This window comes from Yoonia tamlensis, assembly GCF_900115105.1.
GTDB classification, from domain to species: Bacteria; Pseudomonadota; Alphaproteobacteria; order Rhodobacterales; family Rhodobacteraceae; genus Yoonia; species Yoonia tamlensis.
Window position 1 is genome coordinate 121,473 of the sequence record NZ_FOYP01000003.1, and the last position, 20,972, is coordinate 142,444.

At 58.0% G+C, this 20,972-nt stretch carries 21 protein-coding genes; 12 read left to right on the plus strand and 9 right to left on the minus strand.

Annotation, left to right across the window (positions count from 1 at the left end; genetic code table 11):
* The first annotated feature begins 15 nt into the window (after nucleotides 1-15).
* Entirely contained in the window at nucleotides 16-906 is an 891-nt protein-coding gene (locus BM320_RS15490) for a LysR family transcriptional regulator (protein WP_090201712.1), read from the plus strand.
* On the opposite strand, the gene BM320_RS15495 is transcribed toward BM320_RS15490, so the two are convergent.
* The 5 genes from BM320_RS15495 to BM320_RS15515 form a co-directional block, all read right to left on the minus strand.
* Nucleotides 903-1,769: a D-amino-acid transaminase gene (locus tag BM320_RS15495; RefSeq protein WP_090201822.1), complete on the minus strand. Its 867-nt coding sequence runs from the start codon at nucleotides 1,767-1,769 to the stop codon at nucleotides 903-905. The two genes, BM320_RS15490 and BM320_RS15495, sit on opposite strands and share 4 nt — an antisense overlap.
* A complete protein-coding gene (dgcA, locus tag BM320_RS15500; RefSeq protein WP_090201823.1) occupies nucleotides 1,766-2,725 on the minus strand; it encodes an N-acetyl-D-Glu racemase DgcA in 960 nt (319 codons plus the stop codon). Before dgcA ends, BM320_RS15495 begins: the two co-directional genes overlap by 4 nt.
* 65 nt (nucleotides 2,726-2,790) lie before the next feature.
* On the minus strand, nucleotides 2,791-3,792 hold the full coding sequence (dgcN, locus tag BM320_RS15505) for an N-acetyltransferase DgcN (protein WP_090201713.1): 1,002 nt from the start codon (nucleotides 3,790-3,792) through the stop codon (nucleotides 2,791-2,793).
* Between the two features lie 234 nt (nucleotides 3,793-4,026).
* Complete coding sequence (gene amtB, locus BM320_RS15510; protein WP_090201714.1) at nucleotides 4,027-5,349, minus strand: ammonium transporter AmtB; 1,323 nt, start codon at nucleotides 5,347-5,349, stop codon at nucleotides 4,027-4,029.
* A gap of 23 nt (nucleotides 5,350-5,372) precedes the next feature.
* Nucleotides 5,373-5,711 carry a P-II family nitrogen regulator gene (locus tag BM320_RS15515; RefSeq protein ID WP_090201824.1) on the minus strand — a complete coding sequence of 113 codons (339 nt, stop codon included), beginning with the start codon at nucleotides 5,709-5,711 and terminating at the stop codon, nucleotides 5,373-5,375.
* Nucleotides 5,712-5,985: 274 nt separating this feature from the next.
* Here BM320_RS15515 and BM320_RS15520 point away from each other — a divergent pair, with 274 nt between their 5' ends.
* Nucleotides 5,986-8,124: a transglycosylase domain-containing protein gene (locus BM320_RS15520; protein ID WP_090201715.1), complete on the plus strand. Its 2,139-nt coding sequence runs from the start codon at nucleotides 5,986-5,988 to the stop codon at nucleotides 8,122-8,124.
* Here BM320_RS15520 and BM320_RS15525 read toward each other — a convergent pair.
* Nucleotides 8,121-8,480: a hypothetical protein gene (locus BM320_RS15525; RefSeq protein ID WP_090201716.1), complete on the minus strand. Its 360-nt coding sequence runs from the start codon at nucleotides 8,478-8,480 to the stop codon at nucleotides 8,121-8,123. The two genes, BM320_RS15520 and BM320_RS15525, sit on opposite strands and share 4 nt — an antisense overlap.
* A gap of 140 nt (nucleotides 8,481-8,620) precedes the next feature.
* Here BM320_RS15525 and BM320_RS15530 point away from each other — a divergent pair, with 140 nt between their 5' ends.
* The 7 genes from BM320_RS15530 to BM320_RS15560 are packed head-to-tail and all read left to right on the plus strand — an operon-like array spanning nucleotide 8,621 to nucleotide 15,266.
* Nucleotides 8,621-10,354, plus strand: coding sequence for a type I secretion system permease/ATPase (locus tag BM320_RS15530; protein WP_090201825.1), 1,734 nt, complete (start codon nucleotides 8,621-8,623; stop codon nucleotides 10,352-10,354).
* Nucleotides 10,351-11,655, plus strand: a complete 1,305-nt coding sequence (locus BM320_RS15535) for an HlyD family type I secretion periplasmic adaptor subunit (RefSeq protein ID WP_090201717.1) — start codon at nucleotides 10,351-10,353, stop codon at nucleotides 11,653-11,655. The genes BM320_RS15530 and BM320_RS15535 overlap by 4 nt, the downstream gene beginning before the upstream one ends.
* 53 nt (nucleotides 11,656-11,708) lie before the next feature.
* Complete coding sequence (locus BM320_RS15540; RefSeq protein WP_090201718.1) at nucleotides 11,709-12,170, plus strand: RidA family protein; 462 nt, start codon at nucleotides 11,709-11,711, stop codon at nucleotides 12,168-12,170.
* Nucleotides 12,167-12,919: a glycerophosphodiester phosphodiesterase family protein gene (locus BM320_RS15545; protein ID WP_090201719.1), complete on the plus strand. Its 753-nt coding sequence runs from the start codon at nucleotides 12,167-12,169 to the stop codon at nucleotides 12,917-12,919. Before BM320_RS15540 ends, BM320_RS15545 begins: the two co-directional genes overlap by 4 nt.
* A gap of 31 nt (nucleotides 12,920-12,950) precedes the next feature.
* A complete protein-coding gene (locus tag BM320_RS15550; protein WP_090201720.1) occupies nucleotides 12,951-14,135 on the plus strand; it encodes a GNAT family N-acetyltransferase in 1,185 nt (394 codons plus the stop codon).
* Nucleotides 14,132-14,428, plus strand: coding sequence for a 4a-hydroxytetrahydrobiopterin dehydratase (locus BM320_RS15555; protein ID WP_090201721.1), 297 nt, complete (start codon nucleotides 14,132-14,134; stop codon nucleotides 14,426-14,428). The genes BM320_RS15550 and BM320_RS15555 overlap by 4 nt, the downstream gene beginning before the upstream one ends.
* Nucleotides 14,421-15,266, plus strand: a complete 846-nt coding sequence (locus tag BM320_RS15560) for a mechanosensitive ion channel family protein (RefSeq protein WP_090201722.1) — start codon at nucleotides 14,421-14,423, stop codon at nucleotides 15,264-15,266. Before BM320_RS15555 ends, BM320_RS15560 begins: the two co-directional genes overlap by 8 nt.
* A 37-nt stretch (nucleotides 15,267-15,303) precedes the next feature.
* Here BM320_RS15560 and BM320_RS15565 read toward each other — a convergent pair whose 3' ends face one another.
* Nucleotides 15,304-15,795, minus strand: coding sequence for a peroxiredoxin (locus tag BM320_RS15565; RefSeq protein ID WP_090201723.1), 492 nt, complete (start codon nucleotides 15,793-15,795; stop codon nucleotides 15,304-15,306).
* Nucleotides 15,796-15,882: 87 nt separating this feature from the next.
* On the opposite strand from BM320_RS15565, the gene BM320_RS15570 reads away from it, so the two are divergent.
* Genes BM320_RS15570 through BM320_RS15580 form a run of 3 tightly spaced genes read left to right on the plus strand, consistent with a single transcriptional unit; the run spans nucleotide 15,883 to nucleotide 18,292 of the window.
* Nucleotides 15,883-17,097: an NAD(P)/FAD-dependent oxidoreductase gene (locus BM320_RS15570; RefSeq protein ID WP_090201724.1), complete on the plus strand. Its 1,215-nt coding sequence runs from the start codon at nucleotides 15,883-15,885 to the stop codon at nucleotides 17,095-17,097.
* Nucleotides 17,094-17,651: a 16S rRNA (guanine(966)-N(2))-methyltransferase RsmD gene (gene rsmD, locus BM320_RS15575; protein ID WP_090201725.1), complete on the plus strand. Its 558-nt coding sequence runs from the start codon at nucleotides 17,094-17,096 to the stop codon at nucleotides 17,649-17,651. The genes BM320_RS15570 and rsmD overlap by 4 nt, the downstream gene beginning before the upstream one ends.
* Entirely contained in the window at nucleotides 17,648-18,292 is a 645-nt protein-coding gene (locus BM320_RS15580) for an HAD family hydrolase (RefSeq protein WP_090201726.1), read from the plus strand. Before rsmD ends, BM320_RS15580 begins: the two co-directional genes overlap by 4 nt.
* Here BM320_RS15580 and BM320_RS15585 read toward each other — a convergent pair.
* Both BM320_RS15585 and BM320_RS15590 read right to left on the minus strand, forming a co-directional pair.
* The gene (locus BM320_RS15585) at nucleotides 18,289-19,164 is read right to left on the minus strand and encodes a 4-(cytidine 5'-diphospho)-2-C-methyl-D-erythritol kinase (protein ID WP_090201727.1); all 876 of its coding nucleotides are present in this window, start codon (nucleotides 19,162-19,164) and stop codon (nucleotides 18,289-18,291) included. The two genes, BM320_RS15580 and BM320_RS15585, sit on opposite strands and share 4 nt — an antisense overlap.
* Nucleotides 19,151-20,851 (minus strand): tetratricopeptide repeat protein, encoded by a 1,701-nt coding sequence (locus BM320_RS15590; RefSeq protein ID WP_242651078.1) that lies wholly within the window; start codon nucleotides 20,849-20,851, stop codon nucleotides 19,151-19,153. Before BM320_RS15590 ends, BM320_RS15585 begins: the two co-directional genes overlap by 14 nt.
* Nucleotides 20,852-20,972 lie beyond the last annotated feature (121 nt).

Sequence of the window (20,972 nt, forward strand, 5' to 3'; positions counted from 1 at the left end):
GCTAAACATTTCTGCATGACACAACCGATAGATTTCGACTGGACCCAAGCCCGCAGCTTTCTAACAACAGCGCACGAAGGGTCCTTTTCCGCCGCCGCACGAAAGCTGCGCCTGACGCAGCCCACCCTGTCACGCCACGTAGATGCACTTGAAACAAGGCTGGGCACGGCACTCTTTGAAAAATCGGGGCAACGGCTGGTACTGACCCCTGCGGGGCACAAGCTACTTCCCCATGCGCAAGCGATGGCCGACGCCGCAACTGCGCTTTCGCGGACCGCCTTTGGGCAATCACAAGACATGCGTGGGCCGGTCGTGATAACGGCAGAGGAACTGTTCGCCGCAAAACTGCTGCCGCGCCTGATCCCGCTGATCCAAGCCGCAGCGCCAGAGCTGGTCATCGACATTATCCCCGATAACGCCCATCGCGATTTGCAAACACGTAAAGCAGATATCGCCCTGCGGCTCAGCCGCCCGACTGAGCCCACATTAATCGCGCGCCGCCTGCCCGACCGCAAGGGCGGGTTCTATGCGTCAAAATCGTTCATCGCGCGGCATGGAGCATTGACTGCAACATCTGACCTAACGGATGTGCCGATCATCGCCATCGATCCCAATTGGCAGGATTTCTTGCAAGGCTTGGGTTTACAGGTCGATGCCACAAATTTGCGCCTACGCACGGCAAACCATGTTGTTATGTGGGAAATGGTCTGCGCAGGCTTGGGGGTCGGGACCTGTGACAGTTATATCGCCAGCCAAAACGCGGATATGCGCCCCGTTTTGACCGATATTACGCCAATCACATTCCCGCTTTGGCTCGTGGTACATCGCGAGGTTCAATCAAATCCGGCGGTGCGGCTGGTTTATGACATCCTTGCCAACGAAATCCCGCGATTGTCGACGGGTTAGACCGCGACTTTGCGGCTTTCTTCCAGGTAAATTTCGCGCAGACGCGCGGCAATGGGGCCGGGGGTGCCGGTGCCAATCGCTGCGCCATCAATTTCCACCACAGGCATCACAAATGTGCTGGCCGAAGTGATAAACGCCTCATCTGCACCTTGCGCCTCAGCAATGGTAAAGCTGCGTTCTTCGACCTGCATTTGTGCTTCGCGCGCAAAGCGTAGAACCGCAGCGCGGGTGATCCCGTGCAAGATTTCATTGCCAAGATTGCGGGTGATGATCGTGTTGCCTTTGACGATATAGGCGTTGTTTGATGTGCCTTCGGTCACGGCGCCGTCCTCGACCATCCATGCATCATCGGCACCTGCGGCCTTGGCCATCATCTTGCCCATCGACGGGTACAGCAGTTGCACCGTCTTGATATCACGGCGCGCCCAGCGCTGATCTTCAATTGAGATCACTTTGATCCCTTTTTGCGCAACCGGATTATTCGCAAGGCCGGGCTTGTTCTGGGTAAATAGCACGACAGTGGGGGTGGTGGTTGCCGGATCGGGAAATGCAAAATCGCGGTCATCAGGCGCCCCGCGGGTAATTTGCAGATAGATCATGCCTTCTTCGATGCCGTTCAGCCGCACCAATTCGCGGTGGACGTCCAGCAGATCAGGCAGCACCGCAGGATGCGGCATATCCAATTCATTCAAGGACCGTTCCAGCCGTTTGGCATGGCCGTCAAAATCAATCAGCTTGCCGTCCAGTACCGATGTCACCTCGTAAACGCCGTCGGCCATCAGGAACCCGCGATCAAAGATCGAAATCTTGGCTTCGTTTTCAGGTAGGTATTCGCCGTTGACGTAAACTGTGCGCATGGTCATCCCCATAATGTGGCGGCAGGTGCATGCACGCCTTTGTCATCAAATTGCAGTGGTTGCGCACGGTCTTCGGCCAATAAGAGCGGCCCGTCAAGGTCCGTAAACGCCACGCCCTGCGCCAAAATCGTCGCAGGGGCCATCGCAAGCGATGATCCGACCATACAGCCGACCATCACGCCGTAACCTTCGGCAATCGCCTGCTGCTTGAGCGCAAGCGCCTCGGTCAACCCGCCGGTCTTATCTAGCTTGATATTCACCATGTCATATTTGCCTTTCAGGCTGGGCAGACTGGCGCGATCATGGCAGCTTTCATCGGCACAAACAGGAAGCGGGCGCGCAATCTCGGCCAGCATATCATCGGCACCAGCGGGCAGTGGCTGTTCAACCATTTGCACGCCCAGCCGGATCAAATGCGGGGCAAGTTCGGCGTAAACATCGGCTGTCCAGCCTTCATTGGCATCCACGATAATCCGCGCATCCGGTGCGCCACGGCGCACTGCCTCAAGCCGAGCCATATCATCCGGCGTGCCAAGTTTGATCTTTAACAGCGGACGATGCGCATTCTTCGCGGCCTGCACCTGCATCGACTCTGGCGTATCAAGCGACAGGGTAAAGGCCGTGATTTCGGGCTTTGGCGTTGGCAGGTCTAACAACTCCCAAACACGTTTACCCGAACGCTTGGCCGCATGATCCCAAAACGCACAATCAAGCGCATTGCGCGCAGCACCCGCAGGCAAGGCATCCGGCAAATCGACCCAATCGCCGGTAAACCCCGCAATCTGCGCCGTGACACTGGCAAGCGTTTCTGCGTAGCGGGCATAGGGCACACATTCACCCCAGCCCTGCACACCACCATCCTGCACCCGCACCGTCAACACTTCGGCCTGCGTGCGTGACCCGCGACTGATGGTAAACACCTGCGCCAGCCGAAATACATCGGCATTCACATCAATCTGCATAGATGCCCCTTCTTTTTTCAACAAATACTCACGGCGGAGCCGATCAAATTTCGCGAAATTTGACCTTACAGTGCCGCAAGCGCATCAACCAGACGACCCGCGCCTTGGCGGAATGTGTCCACCGTAGGCAGCCCCATGCGGGCCTCGATCTCGGCCAGATACGCTTCTGCCTCGGCTTCGGACAAATGCTGCGTATTCACCGAAATACCGATCACCTGACAGTCTGGGTTGGCAACGCGCGCCATCGCCAGCGCAGTATCACGCAGTGTTTCAAGACTTGGCAATGCATAATCCGGCAGTCCGCGCATATGGGTGCGGGTCGGCTCATGCGCAAGGACAAGGGCATCCGGCTGCCCGCCGTGAATCAGTGCCATTGTGACACCGGAATAGGATACGTGGAACAGGCTGCCCTGCCCTTCGATATGATCCCAGTGATCCGCGTCATTATCAGGGGTCAGGTATTCCACCGCGCCCGCCATGAAATCCGCAATCACCGCGTCAAGCGGCACCCCGCCGCCAGTGATCAAAATGCCGGTCTGGCCGGTGGGGCGGAACGTGGATTTCAGCCCCCGTTTTTGCATCTCTGCATCCATCGCAAGACCGGTGTACATCTTGCCGACCGAACAATCGGTGCCGACAGCCAGACACCGCTTGCCAGTGCGTTTTTTCCCATTTGCAATCGGATAGGCCACCGACGGGATACGCACGTCAAACAAGGTGCGGCCATTCACGCGCGCGGCGGCCATCAGATCGTTTTCATCACGCAGCAGGTTGTGCAAACCTGACGCAATATCAAACCCCATTTGCAGGGCTTCGACCAAGACTTCTTTCCAAGCATCAGAAATCACGCCGCCACGGTTGGCAACCCCGATCACAAGCGTTTTTGCACCTGCCTCCTTGGCCTGCGCAAGCGTCATATCCGCAATGCCCAGATCTGCGCCGCATCCTGGCATGCGGAATTGCCCAACCGCGTTTTCCGGACGCCAGTCCTTGATGCCTTGGGCCACTTTCGCAGCCAGTTGATCCGGCGCGTCGCCGAGAAACAAAAGATAAGGGGTCTGGATCATGGAACTACTCCGGATATATGGGAAACTGTTGCCTGCATGGATATAGCGTACAACCTGAAAAGTTATCTCTATTTCATCTGTATATGGCACAACATACGCAAGTATCTTGCGTCAATATGGCGAACTTCGAATAATATCGTGCGTTTGGCGTAGGGTGGATCCTGATCCACCACTGCCACAAAAAAACCCGGGCGCAAACGCCCGGGTCAAGATCACGTAACTGATAGAAAAGTATCAGCCTTTCGAGAATTCAGGATAGGCTTCCATGCCCAGTTCGGACACATCCAGACCGTTGATTTCAGCTTCCTGAGAAACCCGGATACCCATTGTGGATTTCAGCAGAACCCAAACCACCGCGCTGACAACAAAGACAAAGATGCCGATTGCTGCAAAGCCGATGAATTGTGTCACAAAGCTTGTGCCGTCTGTGTAGAACGGAACCGCCATTGTGCCCCAGAAACCGGCCACAAGGTGAACAGGGATCGCACCGACAACGTCATCGATTTTCAGTTTGTCGAGCATTGGAACAACCAGCACAACGATCAGACCACCGATACCACCGATCCACAGAGCACCGAACAAGGATGGGTCAAGCGGCCCGGCAGTGATCGAAACCAGACCAGCCAACGCGCCGTTCAGCACCATTGTCAGATCGACCTTTTTGTACATGATCTGTGTCAGACCCAGCGCAACAACAGAACCAGCAGCAGCAGCCATGTTGGTGTTTGCAAAGATGCGGCCAACGTCAGTGATGTCGCCAACAGTACCCGCAGCCAGCTGCGAACCACCGTTAAAGCCGAACCAACCCAACCACAGGATAAATGTACCCAAAGTGGCAAGTGTCAGGTTTGAACCCGGCATCGGGATTGTACGGCCGTCTTTGTATTTACCAATACGTGGCCCAAGGATCAGCGCACCGGCAAGGGCCGCAAAACCACCAGCAGCGTGCACAAGTGTAGAACCGGCGAAGTCAGAGAAGCCCATTTCAGACAACCAGCCGCCGCCCCACTGCCAAGATGCTTCGATCGGGTAGATGAAGCCTGTCAGCACGACAACGAAGATCAGGAATGGCCACAGTTTGATGCGCTCGGCCAGCGTACCGGACACGATTGACGCGGTTGTCGCACAGAACATCAACTGGAAGAAGAAGTCGGACGCAACGGATGCGTAATCCAGTGCGGCATCGGCTGCTTCAAGGCCAACCGGCTCAAGCGAAGTAATGTTAAAGAAGCCGCCAACCCAGCCGGATACGATCCAGCCGTCGCCTGGGTACATCAGGTTAAAGCCAACCAGCCAGTACATGATCGACGCGATTGAAAACAGCGCGATGTTCTTTGTCAGCTGTGTGGTCACGTTCTTTGAACGCACCAGACCGGCTTCGAGCATCGCAAAACCGGCTGCCATCCAGAACACCAGAAAGCCGCCCACAAGGAACAGCAAGGTGGTCATCAGGTAGGGTCCGATTTCGTCGAATGTTGGGGCAGCATCCTGCGCCAACGCAAATGTCGGCAAAAGCGCAAGGCCCGCACCAACAAGAAGTGATTTGTTCAGTTTCATAACTTATGTCCCTTAATTCGCGCTTACAACGCGTCGTCGTTGGTTTCGCCCGTCCGCACGCGAACAGCGCCTTCAACGTCGAGAACGAAAATCTTGCCGTCGCCGATTTTTTCGGTTTTGGCGGTGGATGCGATTGTTGAAACAACCTCTTCGGCCATTGAATCCGGCACGACGACCTCGAGCTTGACCTTAGGCACAAAATTCACGGCGTATTCCGCGCCGCGATAGATTTCCGTATGACCGGATTGCGAGCCAAAGCCCTTGATTTCCGACACCATCATGCCGCGCACACCCACGGTGGTCAGCGCCTCGCGGACCTCCTCGAGCTTGAACGGCTTGATTGTTGCAATGATGAGTTTCACGTTCGTCCCCTTGCAAAATTTAATTGCGCACCGCATCTGTCAGCGGTGGCTTGCAAAGGGACAAAAACCGCGTGTAGCCGGTCCCGGCAAGGTTACAGCACCGTTAAACCGCCCCCCAAACCGGCACAGTTGCACAATTTTTGCACAAATTGTGACAATTGCTTAATTATCAGGCGCAATAAAAACACAGCAAGCGCGACTCATGACGCTCTACATTTGGAGATTCTCGGGTTATGGTCGCGCAAAATCTGTAAAACAACCAATCGAGCAAGCAATGACTGGAAACGGCAAACGACGGACGCCACTGGTGGCCGATAGGCGCTACCCTACAAAAGCGGCCCCCAAGAAAAAGCCCCCAGCGAAACCCGCCGCCCGCCGCAAGGCCGCGCCAAAACGGCGCAAGCCGCGCGGGCTATTGGGCTGGATGCTGCTGCCGTTCATGTGGGCGTTTCGCCTGATCTGGGCGTTCGCTTGGCGCATCGGGCTAGTTGTCGGGCTAATCATTGCCGGATTTTCGCTGTATTTCGCAGCGCAAATGCCCCCCGTCGAAGACCTCATCGACGGGCGCACGCGCGGATCGGTCACGATGACCGACTACCGTGGCGAAGTCTTTGCATGGCGCGGCGACCAATTCGGCGGCATGGTCACTGTCGACACGGTGTCAGACCATCTGGTCAATGCCGTCATCGCGACCGAAGACAAACGCTTTTACTGGCACTTCGGCATTTCACCGCGCGGGATCGCTTCAGCGGTGCGCATCAACCTGCGCGAAGGACGCGGACCCCTATCCGGTCACGGTGGGTCAACAATCACACAACAAACCGCCAAACTGCTTTGTCTGGGCGTCCCGTTCGATCCCAATGAATGGGAATCTGAAACCGACTATGAAAACGACTGCCGCCGCGGATCACTTTGGCGCAAGGCCCGCGAGGCCGTGTTTTCGGTCGGGATGGAAATTGCTTATACAAAGGATGAAATCCTCGCCATCTATTTGAACCGTGCCTATCTGGGCGCAGGCGCGCGCGGGTTTGAAGCTGCGGCCCAACGCTATTTCGGTATTCCGGCGCGGGCGCTTGACCCTGCCCAATCCGCAATGCTGGCCGGTCTATTGACTGCACCATCCACCTTGGCCCCCACAAGCAACCTGCAACGCTCGCAAGACCGTGCATCTGTGGTAATCGGCCTGATGCAAGACCAAGGCTACCTATCCGAGGCCGAGGCCCGCGATGCCCGCGTTAACCCCGCAACCCTGTCCGATACCGCACGCGCCAATGCGGCGACATTCTTTGCCGATTGGATCATGCGCAGCGGGCCGGAATCATTCACCCGCAACACCACCGAAGATGTGTTCATCCGCACCACGCTTGACCAGGATATCCAGACAGCCGCCGAAGAGGCGATGATCTCTGTGTTTGAAAACGACGTGCGCGAAGGGTCCGAGGCCCAAGCGGCGATTGTTGTGATGTCCGCAGACGGGGCCGTGCGCGCCATGGTCGGCGGCCGCAATATCGGCGAAACAGGTGCGTTCAACCGCGCAACCCAAGCCAACCGGCAAACCGGTTCTTCATTCAAGCCGTTTATATTTGCGGCCGCCCTTGATCTGGGCATGTCGCCCTATGCCATGATCGACGATGCGCGCACCTGTTGGAGCAGGCGCGGCGCTGGCGATTGGTGCCCCGAAAACTATGACCGCGAGTTCAAAGGTCCCGTCACGCTGATCCAAGCGCTTGCCGAAAGCCGCAACATCCCCGCAATTCTTCTGTCCGAGGACATCGGCCGCGAACTGGTGCGCAATGTTGCCAACGGTTTCGGGTTGAACGGCGATCTGGCTGCGGGTCCCGCCCTTGCGCTTGGCGTATCGGAAAGCACCCTGTTGGATATGACCGGTGCCTATGCGGGCATCCTGAACGGCGGATCGCAGGTGACGCCCTACGGGTTGGTTGATCTGCGCATTCGGGGCGACAATGAATCGCTCATGGATTCCCAAAGTGCCGGTATTGGTGAACGGATCATCAGTCAGGACGCGGCCCGCCAGTTGACATGGATGATGACCAAAGTTGTCGAAGAAGGCACTGGGCGGCGCGCGCGGATTGATGGATGGGAAATTGCCGGCAAATCCGGCACCACCCAAGGATCGCGTGACGCATGGTTTATTGCCTTTACCGGCGATTATGTGACCGGTGTCTGGATAGGGTATGACGATAACCGCCCGCTTAGCGGTGTAACCGGTGGCGGGCTGCCGGCAACGATCTGGCGCGAAACCATGACCCGTGTGCTGGCCGACAAGACCCCCACCCCGTTGCCAATGACAATTCCGCAGCGCCCCGCTGATTCCGGACTATTGCAAAGTCAGGGCGGCGAGGTGCTGGATCAGGATATCCTGAACCTGCTGGATTCAATTATCGGGAATTAATACTCGTCGTCTTCGCACCGCGCATAGCGGAATGCATAGCCGTTCCAGATCATGATGATGCCGGGGGCCTCGGCATCATTCATCAAGATCGCCCGCTCGGACCATGTCTGCCCTTCGCCCGAGCATTCCATTTGGTAAATCATGGCATCCATATCTTCGATATCAACGGGGTTGATCATCCGGCACTGCATTTCGACGCCATAAAAAATGTCCTCTCTGATTTCGAGAGAACCGCCATCCGTTCCGACAAGCGCACATTCCGAATGGGCGGTTTGTTTGTATATCCCGTCAAACGGGTCGGCAAACGCAAGATTGGGAGCAAGCAGCGCAAGAACGATTTTGGGAAAATATGTCATGCCCTAATGCTAACGGGAATTAGAGGCTGATCAATCTGCAAAATAGCTGTCAGGCAATTTTTCACAGGCGTAGATTGCAGGTTAACCCTCTTGTGTTTTGCTATAGGCTGCGCAAAACCTGCGTCAGCAAGGATATTTTGATGCCCGCCAATGCCAAAGGTCTGTCCCAACTGCGCACCGCACGGCGATCCAGCCGCGCGCTGTATTGGGCGGTTGCGATTTTCAGCTTTTTTGTAAACCTGCTGATGCTGACAGGGCCGCTTTATATGCTCAATGTCTATGACAGGGTGCTTAGCTCGCGCTCGCTCGAGACATTGATCGCGCTTTCTGCGCTGGTTGCGTTTCTTTACGGGATGATGGGGATATTGGACTATGTGCGTGGCCGGATCATGGCCCGCGTAGGCGCACGGCTTCAGGCGCAGCTTGACCGCCCTGTATTTGCAGCCGTGTTGCAGGCCACAACGCTTGCGCGCGCACCGCGCGAGGCCGCCACAGGTTTGCGCGATCTCGAAGCTGTGCAGCGCATGATCACATCGCCCGCATTGATGGCGCTGTTTGATCTGCCATGGGCGCCGCTGTTTTTTATCGGTATTTTCATCTTCCATCCGCTGATGGGATTTCTCGCGCTGGCGGGGGCCGCGATATTGGTGAGCGTGGCGGTGATGAACCAGATTAGCAGCCGCAGACCGCTGGGCACGGCCCATGCGGCGCGGTTTGCCGCCGATCAACTGGGCAACCAGATCCGTCAGGAAAGCGAAATGGTCCATTCGCTGGGCATGCGCGGCGCGGCCTTCGGGCGCTGGCAGGGGGCGCGCGGCAAATCGCTCGAGGCGTCGATCGCGGCGGCGGATACATCGGGCACATTTACCGCCATGACCAGAACCTTCCGCCTGTTCTTGCAGTCGGCGATGCTCGGGCTTGGTGCCTATCTGGTATTGAACAACCAGCTGTCGCCGGGGGCGATGATCGCGGGATCTATCCTGCTTGGGCGCGGGTTGGCACCGGTCGAGCTGATCGTCGGCCAATGGGCCGTGTTCCAAAGTGGGCGCGCGGGCTGGAAGAACCTGTCGGTCCTGCTTAGCGAAGTACCCGCCGAAGCGCCACGTACCGCCCTACCCAAACCCAAGGCGCATTTGCGGGTTGAACAGGTCACCGTTGTCCCGCCCGGCGAAGCCCTACCCGCACTGCGCGTGATGAGCTTTGAGGTCAACCCCGGCCAAGCCGTCGGTGTGATCGGTAATTCTGGCGCGGGCAAATCCACGCTTGCGCGGGTGCTGACGGGTGTTTGGCAACCGGCGACTGGCAAGGTGCGGCTTGATGGGGCTGCGCTTGAACAATATGACCCTGACATATTGGGCCAATATATTGGCTATCTGCCGCAGCGGGTGCAGCTTTTTGACGGCACGATCAAGGAAAATATCGCCCGCATGGCGTTGCAGCCGGATGATGCCGCCGTTGTCAAAGCCGCACAGAAATCCGCCGCCCACGACATGATTTTGCGGCTGCCTGATGGTTATGACACGCGTGTAACGGCCAATGGCGGGCGCCTGTCGGGCGGACAGATCCAGCGGATCGGACTGGCGCGCGCCCTATATGGAGATCCGGTTGTGCTGGTGCTGGACGAGCCGAATTCGAACCTCGACAATGCTGGGTCCATCGCCTTGAACCAAGCGATCAAGACGCTCAAATCCGAAGGGGCAATCGTGTTCATCATGGCGCACCGCCCCGCCGCGATTCAGGAATGCGACGCGCTTTTGGTGATTGAAAACGGCACGCGACGCGCATTCGGCCCAAAAGATGCGGTGATGGCCGAACTGGTCAAGAACCACGGTGAAATCCAGCGCGCAAGCGGCAAAGCCGGAGGCGTATCATGACAGTACAGGTGCAAAACAGCTGGTCGGCAAAGCGGCTTTTGTGGGCGGGCGTACTGACGCTAATTATCCTTGTCGGCGGCTTTGGGACATGGGCCGTGTTTGCACAGATCACCGGCGCGGTTGTGACCAGCGGCCAGATCGAGGTCGACCGCAACCGTCAGGTTGTGCAGCATCCCGACGGCGGGGTCGTATCAGAAATTCTGGTGGATGAGGGCGACACCGTTGCAGCAGGCGACCTTTTAATCCGGCTTGACGCAACCGAACTGCAATCGGAACGCGCCGTTGTCGAAGGACAATTGTTCGAAATCCTTGCCCGCCGCGCCCGGCTAGAGGCAGAGCGCGACGACGCCGACACGCTGACCTTTGACGCGACCCTGACCGACGCGGGCACACCCGAAGCCGCAGAACTGATCGCCGGACAAAACCGGCTGTTTGCGGCGCGGCGCGCTTCGAACCAAAGTGCGATTGAACAGCTGAACCAACAACGCGCCCAGATCGCAAGCCAGATCAACGGGATCACCGCGCAGCAATCCGCGCTGGCCACACAACGCAGCCTGATCGCGCGCGAACTCGCCGATCAGCAAAGCTTGCTTGACCGTGGTCTTGCGCAGGCCAGTCGGGTGCTTGCGCTCCAGCGCGAAGAAGCGAGCCTTTTGGGCACAATGGGCGATTTATCCGCGCAGGCCGCGCAGGCCGCCGAACGGATCACCGAGATTGATTTGCAGATCCTTGGTTTGGGCACCACCCGCCGCGAAGAGGCGATTACCCGCCTGCGCGATTTGCAGTATAACCAGCTTGAACTGGCGGAACGGCGGCGCACTCTTGTCCGGCAGCTGGACCGTCTGGATGTGCGCGCGCCCGTGTCGGGCGTGGTTTACGGGATGCAGGTATTTGCCGAACAATCGGTGATCCGCGCCGCTGATCCTGTGTTGTTCCTCATCCCCCAAGACCGCCCGCTGGTCATCGCGACACAAGTCAGCGTGCAAGATGTTGACCAGATTTATGTCGGCCAAGACGTCACGCTGCGGTTTTCCGCCTTTGATCGCAGCCGCACGCCTGAACTTTTTGGCAAGGTCACCCAAGTTTCGGCTGATGCGTTCCAGAACGAAACTTCAGGCGTTTCGTTCTACCGCGCCGAAGTGCAATTGAACGCCGGCGAAATGGACCGCCTGCCCGCCGATATGACCCTGATCCCCGGCATGCCGGTCGAGGCCTTCATCCGCACCGCCGACCGCAGCCCCATGGCCTATCTACTCAAACCGCTTGCAGATTATTTTGCCAAAGCATTCCGCGAGACCTGATTGCACGCGACCCGTTTGCCCGATAGCGTCCGACAAAACAGCAGGAGATTCCGATGAGCGCGATTGAAACCAAACTGGCCGAATTGGGTGTGGCACTGCATGATGCACCTGCGCCCGCGGCCAATTACGTGCCCTATGTCGTGAGCGGCAATATGGTTTACGTGTCCGGCCAGATCTCGGCTGATGTGAACGGTTTGATCACTGGCAAACTCGGGGCCGATCTTGATGTGGACGCAGGCGCTGATGCCGCCAAAGCCTGCGCAATCAGCCTGCTGGCACAGCTAAAAGCCGCCTGTGGCGGCGATATTGACAGGCTTGTGCGGGTGGTGAAACTTGTGGGTTTTGTCAATTCAACCGCCGATTTCACCGACCAGCCCAAGGTGATCAACGGCGCGTCAGACTTTATGGTCGCAGCACTTGGCGATGCCGGTCGTCACGCGCGGTCAGCGGTCAGTGCGGCCAGCCTGCCGCTGGGCGTCGCCGTCGAAATCGAAGCGATTTTTCAAATCAAATGACCCTGCCCGCCTCGTTTTTCGCCCGCCCGATCACTCACCGCGCGCTGCACGACCGCGCCAATGGCCGCGTTGAAAACAGCCTTGCGTCGATTAAGGCCGCAATTGATGCCGGCTATGGCATTGAAATTGACGTGCAATTATCGCGCGACGGGCATGCGGTGGTTTTTCACGACGATTTGCTTGACCGGCTGACCGCACAAACCGGCCCCGTGCGCGCGCGCGATCTGGCAGAACTGGTGCAAATCCCGCTGACCGATGACGCGGGCACAATCCCGACCCTGCCAGAGGTGCTTGCGATTGTTGACGGGCAGGTGCCGCTACTCATCGAGATCAAGGACCAGGATGGCGAGATGGGCCCGAACGTCGGCCCCCTTGAGCAAGCCACCGCCAAAGCGCTGGCCAGCTATACGGGCGATGTCGCAGTGATGTCGTTCAATCCGCATAGCGTCGCGGCGATGGCGCTGCTTGCCCCGCATATCCCGCGCGGGATCACGACATCCAGCTATCTGGCCGAATTCTGGCCCGAAGTCCCCGCCGCCCGCCGTGACAAACTGCGCGATATTCCCGATTACGACCGCACTGGCGCCTGTTTTATCAGCCATGAATTTGATGATCTGGACCGTCCACGCGTGGCCGCACTGAAATCGCTAGGTGCACGCGTGTTATGCTGGACCATCCGGTCGCCCGCCGCCGAAGCAAAGGCGCGCGAAGTTGCGGAAAATGTGACCTTCGAAGGTTACCGCGCTTGACCAAGAGCCGCGCAACCCCAAATCTAGTCGCATGACCAACACCCCGATCGAAATCGCAGCGCACCCCAGCCTTGCCAGCATTGACGCCGCCGACTGGGATGCCGTTGCCTGCCCCGAGGCTGCATCGGGGCGGCCATACGATCCGTTCACAACATACCGGTTTTTGCGCGCGCTTGAAGACAGCGGATCGGTGGGCGCGGGCAGCGGCTGGCAGCCACGCTATCTGACCGCACATCAAGACGGGAAAATGATCGCCGCCGCCCCACTTTATGCCAAAGGCCACAGTCAGGGCGAATATATCTTTGATCACAACTGGGCGCAGGCCTATGAAAACGCTGGCGGGCGGTATTATCCGAAACTGCAAATCGCGGTGCCATTCACACCCGCAACGGGCCGCAGGTTTCTGACCCGTCCGGGGTTTGAAACCATAGGCATGTCCGCACTGATCCAAGGCGCAATCCAGATCGCCGCCGACAATGAATTGTCATCGCTGCACGCCACATTCTGCACCGAGGCAGAAGCTATCGCCGGCGCGCAAATGGGCCTGCAAGCACGGATCGGCCAGCAGTATCATTGGGTCAACGACAGTTACGCTGATTTCGATGCATTTCTTGCCACCCTGTCCAGCCGCAAGCGCAAGAATATCCGCAAGGAACGCGCGCAAGCCCAAGCCTTCGGCGGCGAGATTATCAGCCTGACCGGCGACCAGATCCAGCCTGCCCATTGGGATGCGTTTTGGGAATTCTACCAAGATACCGGAAACCGCAAATGGGGCACGCCCTATCTGACCCGCGCGTTTTTTGACTGTGCGCAGCAAACCCTGCGCGATGATATGCTACTGGTTTTCGCGGTCCGCGACGGGCGGGCGGTTGCGGGGGCGCTGAATTTTATCGGGCGTGATACGCTTTTCGGGCGATATTGGGGCTGCACCGAACATCACCCCTGCCTGCATTTTGAAATCTGTTATTATCAGGCCATCGCATTTGCGATCCGGCACGGATTGCAACGGGTCGAGGCGGGCGCCCAAGGCGAACATAAACTCGCGCGCGGTTATCTGCCCGTAGCGACACATTCGCTGCATTGGTTCGGTGATCGCGGGTTTCGGGACGCGGTCGCGAAATACCTTGATGCGGAACGCGCAGCGATTGATCATGAAATCGAAGTCCTGACCACCTATGGCCCGTTCAAACGACTGTCAAAAGGGGAACAACAATGACCGATGAAACCCGCGAAACCATGTTTGCACCGCTTTTTGCCGCTGGCTGGACGCTGACCGACGGGCGCGACGCCATCACAAAGACCTATCAGTTTGCCAATTTCATTGATGCCTTTGGCTTTATGACCCGCGCCGCCATCTGGGCAGAAAAGTGGAACCACCACCCCGAATGGACAAATATCTATAAAACCGTTGTGGTTACGTTGACCACGCATGATGCAGGTGGTCTATCGGCGCTGGATGCCAAGCTGGGCGATAAACTGGACAAACTTGCAGGGGGCACAATTGGATAAGCTGCTGAACACCGTCATTTGGGATGGAAATACGATTGGCGATTTGCTGACGCTGGAATTTCTTGCGTCAATCTTCGGGAACGTCATTGCCGCGATCATGATTTTGGTTGCTGGCTTTGTGATTGGCGGCTGGCTGCGCAAACGGCTGGTGCGGCTGGGCCTGTCAAACCCGCATCTTGATATCACCTTGTTCAATTTCCTTGGCAATATCACCCGCTATATTGTCGTGGGCTTTGCCTTTCTTTTTGTGCTGAACACATTCGGCGTGCAGACAACATCCTTTGTTGCCGTCATCGGTGCAGCCGGTTTGGCCATTGGTCTGGCGCTACAGGGAACACTGTCAAACGTTGCTGCAGGCGTGATGATCGTGTTTTTCCGGCCTGTGAAGATCGGCGATTTTGTCGAAGTCTCGGGGCAGATGGGCACCGTGCAAAACGTGACGCTGAACTTTATCGAACTGGCATCGCCTGCGAATGTGCAGATCATCATCCCCAACGCCCAAGTCTGGGGCAATACGATCGTAAACTATTCCATCTATGAAACCCGCCGTGCGGAATGGGTTTTCGGGGTGGGCTATGGTGCGAACCTGAAAACCGCAGAACAGGTGATCCGCGACACGATCCTTGCCGATCCGCGCGCAAAGGCTGATCCAGAGCCGTTTATTCAGGTCAATAATCTTGGCGACAGTTCGGTCGATTTTCTGGTGCGCGTCTGGTGTGACCGTGGCGATCTGTTCCAGTTTCAGGCCGATATGAAACGTCAGGTCAAAGAAGCGCTGGATCAGGCCGGGATCGATATTCCGTTCCCGACCCAAATGATTGTGCAGGCAAAAGCCTAGCAAATTGGGGCGGCGAAAATTGCGCCGCCCGCACTGCCTAGGACATTGCCTCGAGCAGGGTTTCACCCGCCGAGATTTCGCATTCGCCCGGATTGGCTTCGGCGTTCAAAATACTGACCACACCATTATCAACCAACATCGCATAACGCTTTGACCGGTTGATAAACCCTGCGGGTGGGGCGCTGAACTCCATGCCGATTGCCGTGGTGAATTCTGAATGCGCATCGCCCAACATGGTAATGCCAACATCTGTGGCGCGCGTGGCTTCGCCCCATGCTTTCATCACAAACGGATCATTGACCGCGACGCAGATAATTTCATCGACACCTTTGGCCTTGAATTCATCATAGGTCACCATGAAGCTTGGCACATGTGCTGTGGAACACGTGCCGGTATATGCGCCCGGCAAGCCAAAAATCACCACTTTGCGGCCCTTTAGCTTGTCCCCGAGCGCGACGGGCTCTGGTCCGTTGTCACCCATCACCAGCAATGTGGCTTCTGGTAGCGTGTCACCTGTTTTAATTGTCATCGTTTTTTGCCCCTTCGTGTTTGTTTCCCGCGATGGTTCCCATATAGATGGGCCTGAAACAAGTAGGTTCACCCCAAGGAGATCAGCATGACACATGTCGTCATCGTCGGTGCAGGCCAGGCGGGTGCTGCTTTGGCTGCGAAATTGCGCGGCGACGGGTTTGACGGGGATATCACGCTGATCGGCGCGGAGCCTGTGCCGCCCTACCAGCGCCCGCCGCTGTCAAAGGCCTATTTGCTTGGGGATATGTCCAAAGAACGGCTTTATCTGCGCCCCGCGGAATTTTACAAGGACCAGCGCATTTCGCTGCGTCTTGGCACCCGCGTTGTCGCGATTGACCCATCCGCCAAGTCCGTCACCCTGTCAGATAACACTGTCGTGACCTACGATGAACTGGCGCTAACTGTCGGCGCACATCCGCGCATGTTGCCGGCCGACATCGGTGGCATGCTCGATGGTGTTTACGCGATGCGCGATCTTGACGATGCGGATGCGATGGCTCCGGCATTGGTAGCATATAGGCATGTGCTGATCATTGGCGGTGGCTATATCGGGCTTGAGGCCGCCGCTGTTGCTGCCAAACGCGGGCTGAAGGTCACGCTTGTGGAAATGGCCGACCGCATTTTGCAACGGGTCGCCGCACCGCAGACATCGGACTATTTCCGCGCCCTGCACCAATCGCATGGCGTTGATATCCGCGAAGGCGTGGGGCTTGATCGCCTGCTGGGCGATGATCACGTCACGGGCGCGCGGCTGACCGATGGATCAGAGATTGCCATTGATTTCGCAGTGGTCGGCGTCGGCATCAGCCCTGCGACGATCCTTGCGGAATCTGCGGGGATTGCGGTTGAGAACGGCATCACAACCGACAGCCACGGGCGCACCTCCGACCCGCATATCTGGGCGGCTGGCGATTGCGCGTCCTGCCTGTTTCACGGCGACCGCATCAGGCTTGAAAGCGTCGGCAACGCCATTGATCAGGCCGAAGCCATCGCGCGCAATATCATGGGTGCGGATCAGCCATATCTGCCAAAACCATGGTTCTGGTCGGATCAATATGATTGCAAGCTGCAAATCGCGGGGCTGAATACGGGCTATACGGATGTTTACACCCGCATGGGCGACGCACCGGGCGTGCAATCAAACTGGTATTTCAAGGGCGCACAACTGTTGGCGGTCGACGCGATGAACGATCCGCGCAACTACATGATCGGCAAGCGATTGATCGAGGCAGGGCGCAGCCCGACGCCCGCCCAAATCACTGACCCCGCCACCGATATGAAGGCGCTGCTTAAACCATGAGGATTGTTGCTGGCGCACATCGTGGCACCCAATTGGCGGATGTCGGCACAGGGGACGCAGCCGCGCATTTACGCCCGACCACCGACCGTATCCGTGAAAGCCTGTTTAACGTGCTGCAAGGCGGGCGCTTTGGTGATCCGATCAACGGGGTGCACGCGCTTGATCTGTTTGCGGGCACAGGTGCCTTGGGTCTTGAGGCGCTATCGCGCGGGGCCGCGCATGCGACATTTGTCGATAATGGCCGCGTGGCACAAAAGCTGATCCGCGACAACATCGCGAAACTGCGCAGACAAGCGGAAACCAGACTGATCAGCGCGGATGTTGCGCAATTGCCTGAAGGCACGCCTTGCGGGCTGGTGTTTCTGGACCCGCCTTACGGGCAGGGCCTAGGCGGCAAGGCGCTTGCCGCTGCCAATGCTGCCGGATGGATCGCGCCTGGCGCGCTGATCGTTTGGGAAGAAAGTAGCGCGCAAATCGCCCCACCCGGATTTTTAACACGCGACCAGCGCCGCTATGGCGACAGCTGGATCACATTCCTAGAGGCAAACACATGACCCCTGAATTGGTAATTTTCGACTGTGACGGCGTATTGGTCGACACCGAACCCACAACCGATCGGGTGATTTCGGACAATCTGGCGCGGTTCGGCCTGAACATCGCCCCGCAAGAGATCCACCGCATGTTCGCGGGCGGCACAATTGCGGGCGTCGGCCAAGAAGCGACCCGCCTTGGCGCCACCTTGCCCGCCACTTGGGAAGCCGACCTTTATGAAGAAGTCTTTGCAGCCCTGCGCAAGGGCGTGCCCGTTATTGCAGGCGTGATTGACCTGATCCATGCGCTGGACCGCAAGGGGATCAAACGCGCGATTGCGTCAAATGGCCCCGTCGCAAAGATGCAAATCAGCCTGACCCCTTCGGGCCTGTTTGATCTGTTTGCGGGGCGCATCTATTCCGGCCATGACCACGGCCCGAAACCCAAACCCGATATGTTGCAAAAGATCTTGGCAGACCACGGGGTCACCCCAGAGGAAGCCGTGATGATCGACGATATGCCCGCCGGTTTTCTGGCGGCAAAGGCTGCGGGCATGCGCTGCTTTGGCTATGTGGCAGACGGTGATCCGGCGCGTATCGGGGATACGGGGGCCATGCCCGTGACCACAATGGGCCAAATTGCAGATGCTTTGGGCCTGTCCTAGAACACCTGCTGCGTGCCTAAAACCTCGGCGGGCGCGACCCACCAATCCATCTGCGATACCTGCACGATCCGCGCCACATGGCGCGCGGTTGCCATGTCCCTGACCAAACCAAAACAGGTGGCGCCCGACCCCGACATAGCCGCAAAGCTGACACCGGGAAGCCCGTTCAATTTGGCGATGACGGCGTTGATTTCAGGCGCGATTTGCGCGGCGGCGGCTTGCATGTCGTTGCGCTGGTCACGCAGCCATGCCACGAACCCGTCGAAATCCACGCCAGTCGGTAGCGTTGTCATCGGCGCACCCGATTTATTGGTCATGGTCGCAAATACCTGCGCCGTTGGGACCGCGACCTTGGGGCGCACCAAGACGATCGCGCAGGCCGGCAAGCGTGGCATCGGGGTCAGAACCTCGCCTATGCCGGACATGCGGGTCGGGTTTGGCGCCATCAAGCAAACCGGCACATCTGCGCCCAATGCTGCCACCGCCGGATGACCCGCAGGCAAAGGGTCCACGCCCCATAATTCGGCCAGCATCGCCAAGGTAATCGCCGCGTCGGACGATCCGCTGCCAATGCCTGCCGCATGGGGCAGATGTTTTTCCAAAGTCAAAGCAGCGCCGTCAATCACCCCGCGGACCCGCCGAAGAAGTTGCGCCGCCCGTATCATCAGATTGCTGTCATCGGCCGGAACCCCCGACGAAAACGGGCCGTTCACGCAAAGCGACATATCTTGCGCAATTGTCGCGCCAAGCCGGTCGCTCACCCCTGCAAAAACCACCAGACTATCCAGCAGATGAAACCCGTCCGCACGCTGACCCGTGACATGTAAGGTCAGGTTCACCTTGGCGGGGGCGATGGCCTTAATCGTTGCCACTGGCCACCCGCACAGGCGCAAGGCCTTCGTCAATCAGCACCAGATCCAGCCCCCTGTCCAGCTTGTCACGGATGCGCGCGGCATCCGTTTCGCTCGGGTTGAGCGACAAGGCACGATGCCATTGGAACCTGGCCTCGATGGTGCGGCCAACCGCCCAATAGACATCGCCCAAATGGTCGTTCACCACCGGATCCACGGGCTCAAGCTCTGCCGCGCTTTCAAGCAGGCCAACCGCCTCTTCATAGCGGCGCAGCTGGAAAAGCACCCAGCCAAGGCTGTCGATGATCGCCCCGCTGTCGGGTCGCGCATCTGCGGCTGTTTCCAGCATGCCCAGCGCCTCGTCCAGTTTTTCACCGCGTTCGACAAGCGAATAACCCAGATAGTTCAGCACCTGCGGGTGATCGGGTTGCAACGCAAGGGCCGCGCGAAAATCGGCTTCGGCGGCGGGCCAATCATCGGTTTGGTGGCCACAAATGCCGCGCGTATAATAGATGAACCATTTGGCCGGACTATCATCAGGGTAAAGATCAAGCGCGCGTGTATAGGCCGTGATTGCTTCGCGGTACTGGCTGTTCTGGCGCAATGTGTCGCCAAGGTTGGCAAAGACCTCTGGCATATCGGGGTGGCTGCGCGACAACGCGTCTAACACCTCGATCGCGGCATCAATGCGCCCGCCAGCCTGCAACACATCCGCGCGTCCCAGTTCGGCCGCATAAAATGCAGGGTCTTCGCGCGCGACACTTGTATAGACAGCGTTTGACAGTTCGTATTGTTCAAGGTTTTCAAGCAAGCTTGCGGTCATCAATGTGGCGGCCGAGTTTTCGGGCCACAGATCATGCGCGGCGCGCGCGAACATCAATGTATAGGCATCGGGCGCATCACCCTGCACAGCGCCTGCAGTAACATGGTAAACCTCTGCGATCCCTTGTTGCGGCGTGGCCACCGCATCATAGGCCAGCGATTCCCCCTGCGAGAGAAGGCTGTGCATCTGCGCCAGTTCGGGATCCAGATTGGTGCCAAAGATCAGCGCAAGCATCTTTAATGCGTCATCATTGCGGTCCAGCTGGCTCAGGATCTGGATATGCGCGATGCCGCTATTGCGGTTATAACGCATGCCGCCCGCGACCCGAGACGTAAAAACCGCCTCTGCGCCTTCAAAATCGCCGACGGTCGCCAGCGCATAGGCCTTGTGGGTCATGCCATAGATCGCAAGCCCGTCCGTAGCAATGACACGGTCAAACGCGGCGCTTGCCTTGCCCATATCGCCCTGCCCCAGATGTGCCCAAGCCTGTGCAATGCCGTCGATTAGCGGGCTAATGCCGCGGCCCTGTTCCAGCGCCAGAAATACCCCGTCCCAATTATGTTCTTTGATATCAGCGACCTGTAACACAATATGCGCAACCTGACTGGGTAACCCCAAGTCAGCCATAGCCTGCGCGGGTGGCGCTGCCGCCTCCATCAAACCAAGCGCGACATTGGCCGTCATGCTGAGTTCCAGCAAGGCTTCATTGCTTGGATCGGCAAGCAGACCTTTGGCCAGATAACGCGCACTGGTTGTAAAATCGCTGTCAAACACGGCCTGCCTGCCAGCCAGATATGCGCCAGCATCAGGTTCGGCGTGCAAGGCCCCGTGCGGCGACAAAAAGCTGGTCAGGGTGAGGGCGACAAAAAAGACAGGTTTGAGCAAGATTCAAATAGACCTTATTGGAGTTTCCTACACAGCCTATGCCGCCCTGCGCAGGCTTGCAAACACGTCCTCGTGAGGTTGGTAAATCGGTGCAAACTGTCGCGGGTAAACCTTGCTGCTG

Coding starts and splice junctions, on each gene's coding strand:
- BM320_RS15565 (WP_090201723.1), bottom strand. CDS start 15,795: ATGACAATTAAAACAGGTGACACGCTACCAGAAGCCACATTGCTGGTG.
- BM320_RS15495 (WP_090201822.1), bottom strand. CDS start 1,769: ATGACCATGCGCACAGTTTACGTCAACGGCGAATACCTACCTGAAAAC.
- BM320_RS15555 (WP_090201721.1), top strand. CDS start 14,132: ATGACCGATGAAACCCGCGAAACCATGTTTGCACCGCTTTTTGCCGCT.
- BM320_RS15535 (WP_090201717.1), top strand. CDS start 10,351: ATGACAGTACAGGTGCAAAACAGCTGGTCGGCAAAGCGGCTTTTGTGG.
- BM320_RS15550 (WP_090201720.1), top strand. CDS start 12,951: ATGACCAACACCCCGATCGAAATCGCAGCGCACCCCAGCCTTGCCAGC.
- BM320_RS15490 (WP_090201712.1), top strand. CDS start 16: ATGACACAACCGATAGATTTCGACTGGACCCAAGCCCGCAGCTTTCTA.
- BM320_RS15580 (WP_090201726.1), top strand. CDS start 17,648: ATGACCCCTGAATTGGTAATTTTCGACTGTGACGGCGTATTGGTCGAC.
- BM320_RS15525 (WP_090201716.1), bottom strand. CDS start 8,480: ATGACATATTTTCCCAAAATCGTTCTTGCGCTGCTTGCTCCCAATCTT.
- BM320_RS15520 (WP_090201715.1), top strand. CDS start 5,986: ATGACTGGAAACGGCAAACGACGGACGCCACTGGTGGCCGATAGGCGC.
- dgcA (WP_090201823.1), bottom strand. CDS start 2,725: ATGCAGATTGATGTGAATGCCGATGTATTTCGGCTGGCGCAGGTGTTT.
- dgcN (WP_090201713.1), bottom strand. CDS start 3,792: ATGATCCAGACCCCTTATCTTTTGTTTCTCGGCGACGCGCCGGATCAA.
- BM320_RS15530 (WP_090201825.1), top strand. CDS start 8,621: ATGCCCGCCAATGCCAAAGGTCTGTCCCAACTGCGCACCGCACGGCGA.
- BM320_RS15540 (WP_090201718.1), top strand. CDS start 11,709: ATGAGCGCGATTGAAACCAAACTGGCCGAATTGGGTGTGGCACTGCAT.
- amtB (WP_090201714.1), bottom strand. CDS start 5,349: ATGAAACTGAACAAATCACTTCTTGTTGGTGCGGGCCTTGCGCTTTTG.
- BM320_RS15545 (WP_090201719.1), top strand. CDS start 12,167: ATGACCCTGCCCGCCTCGTTTTTCGCCCGCCCGATCACTCACCGCGCG.
- BM320_RS15570 (WP_090201724.1), top strand. CDS start 15,883: ATGACACATGTCGTCATCGTCGGTGCAGGCCAGGCGGGTGCTGCTTTG.
- rsmD (WP_090201725.1), top strand. CDS start 17,094: ATGAGGATTGTTGCTGGCGCACATCGTGGCACCCAATTGGCGGATGTC.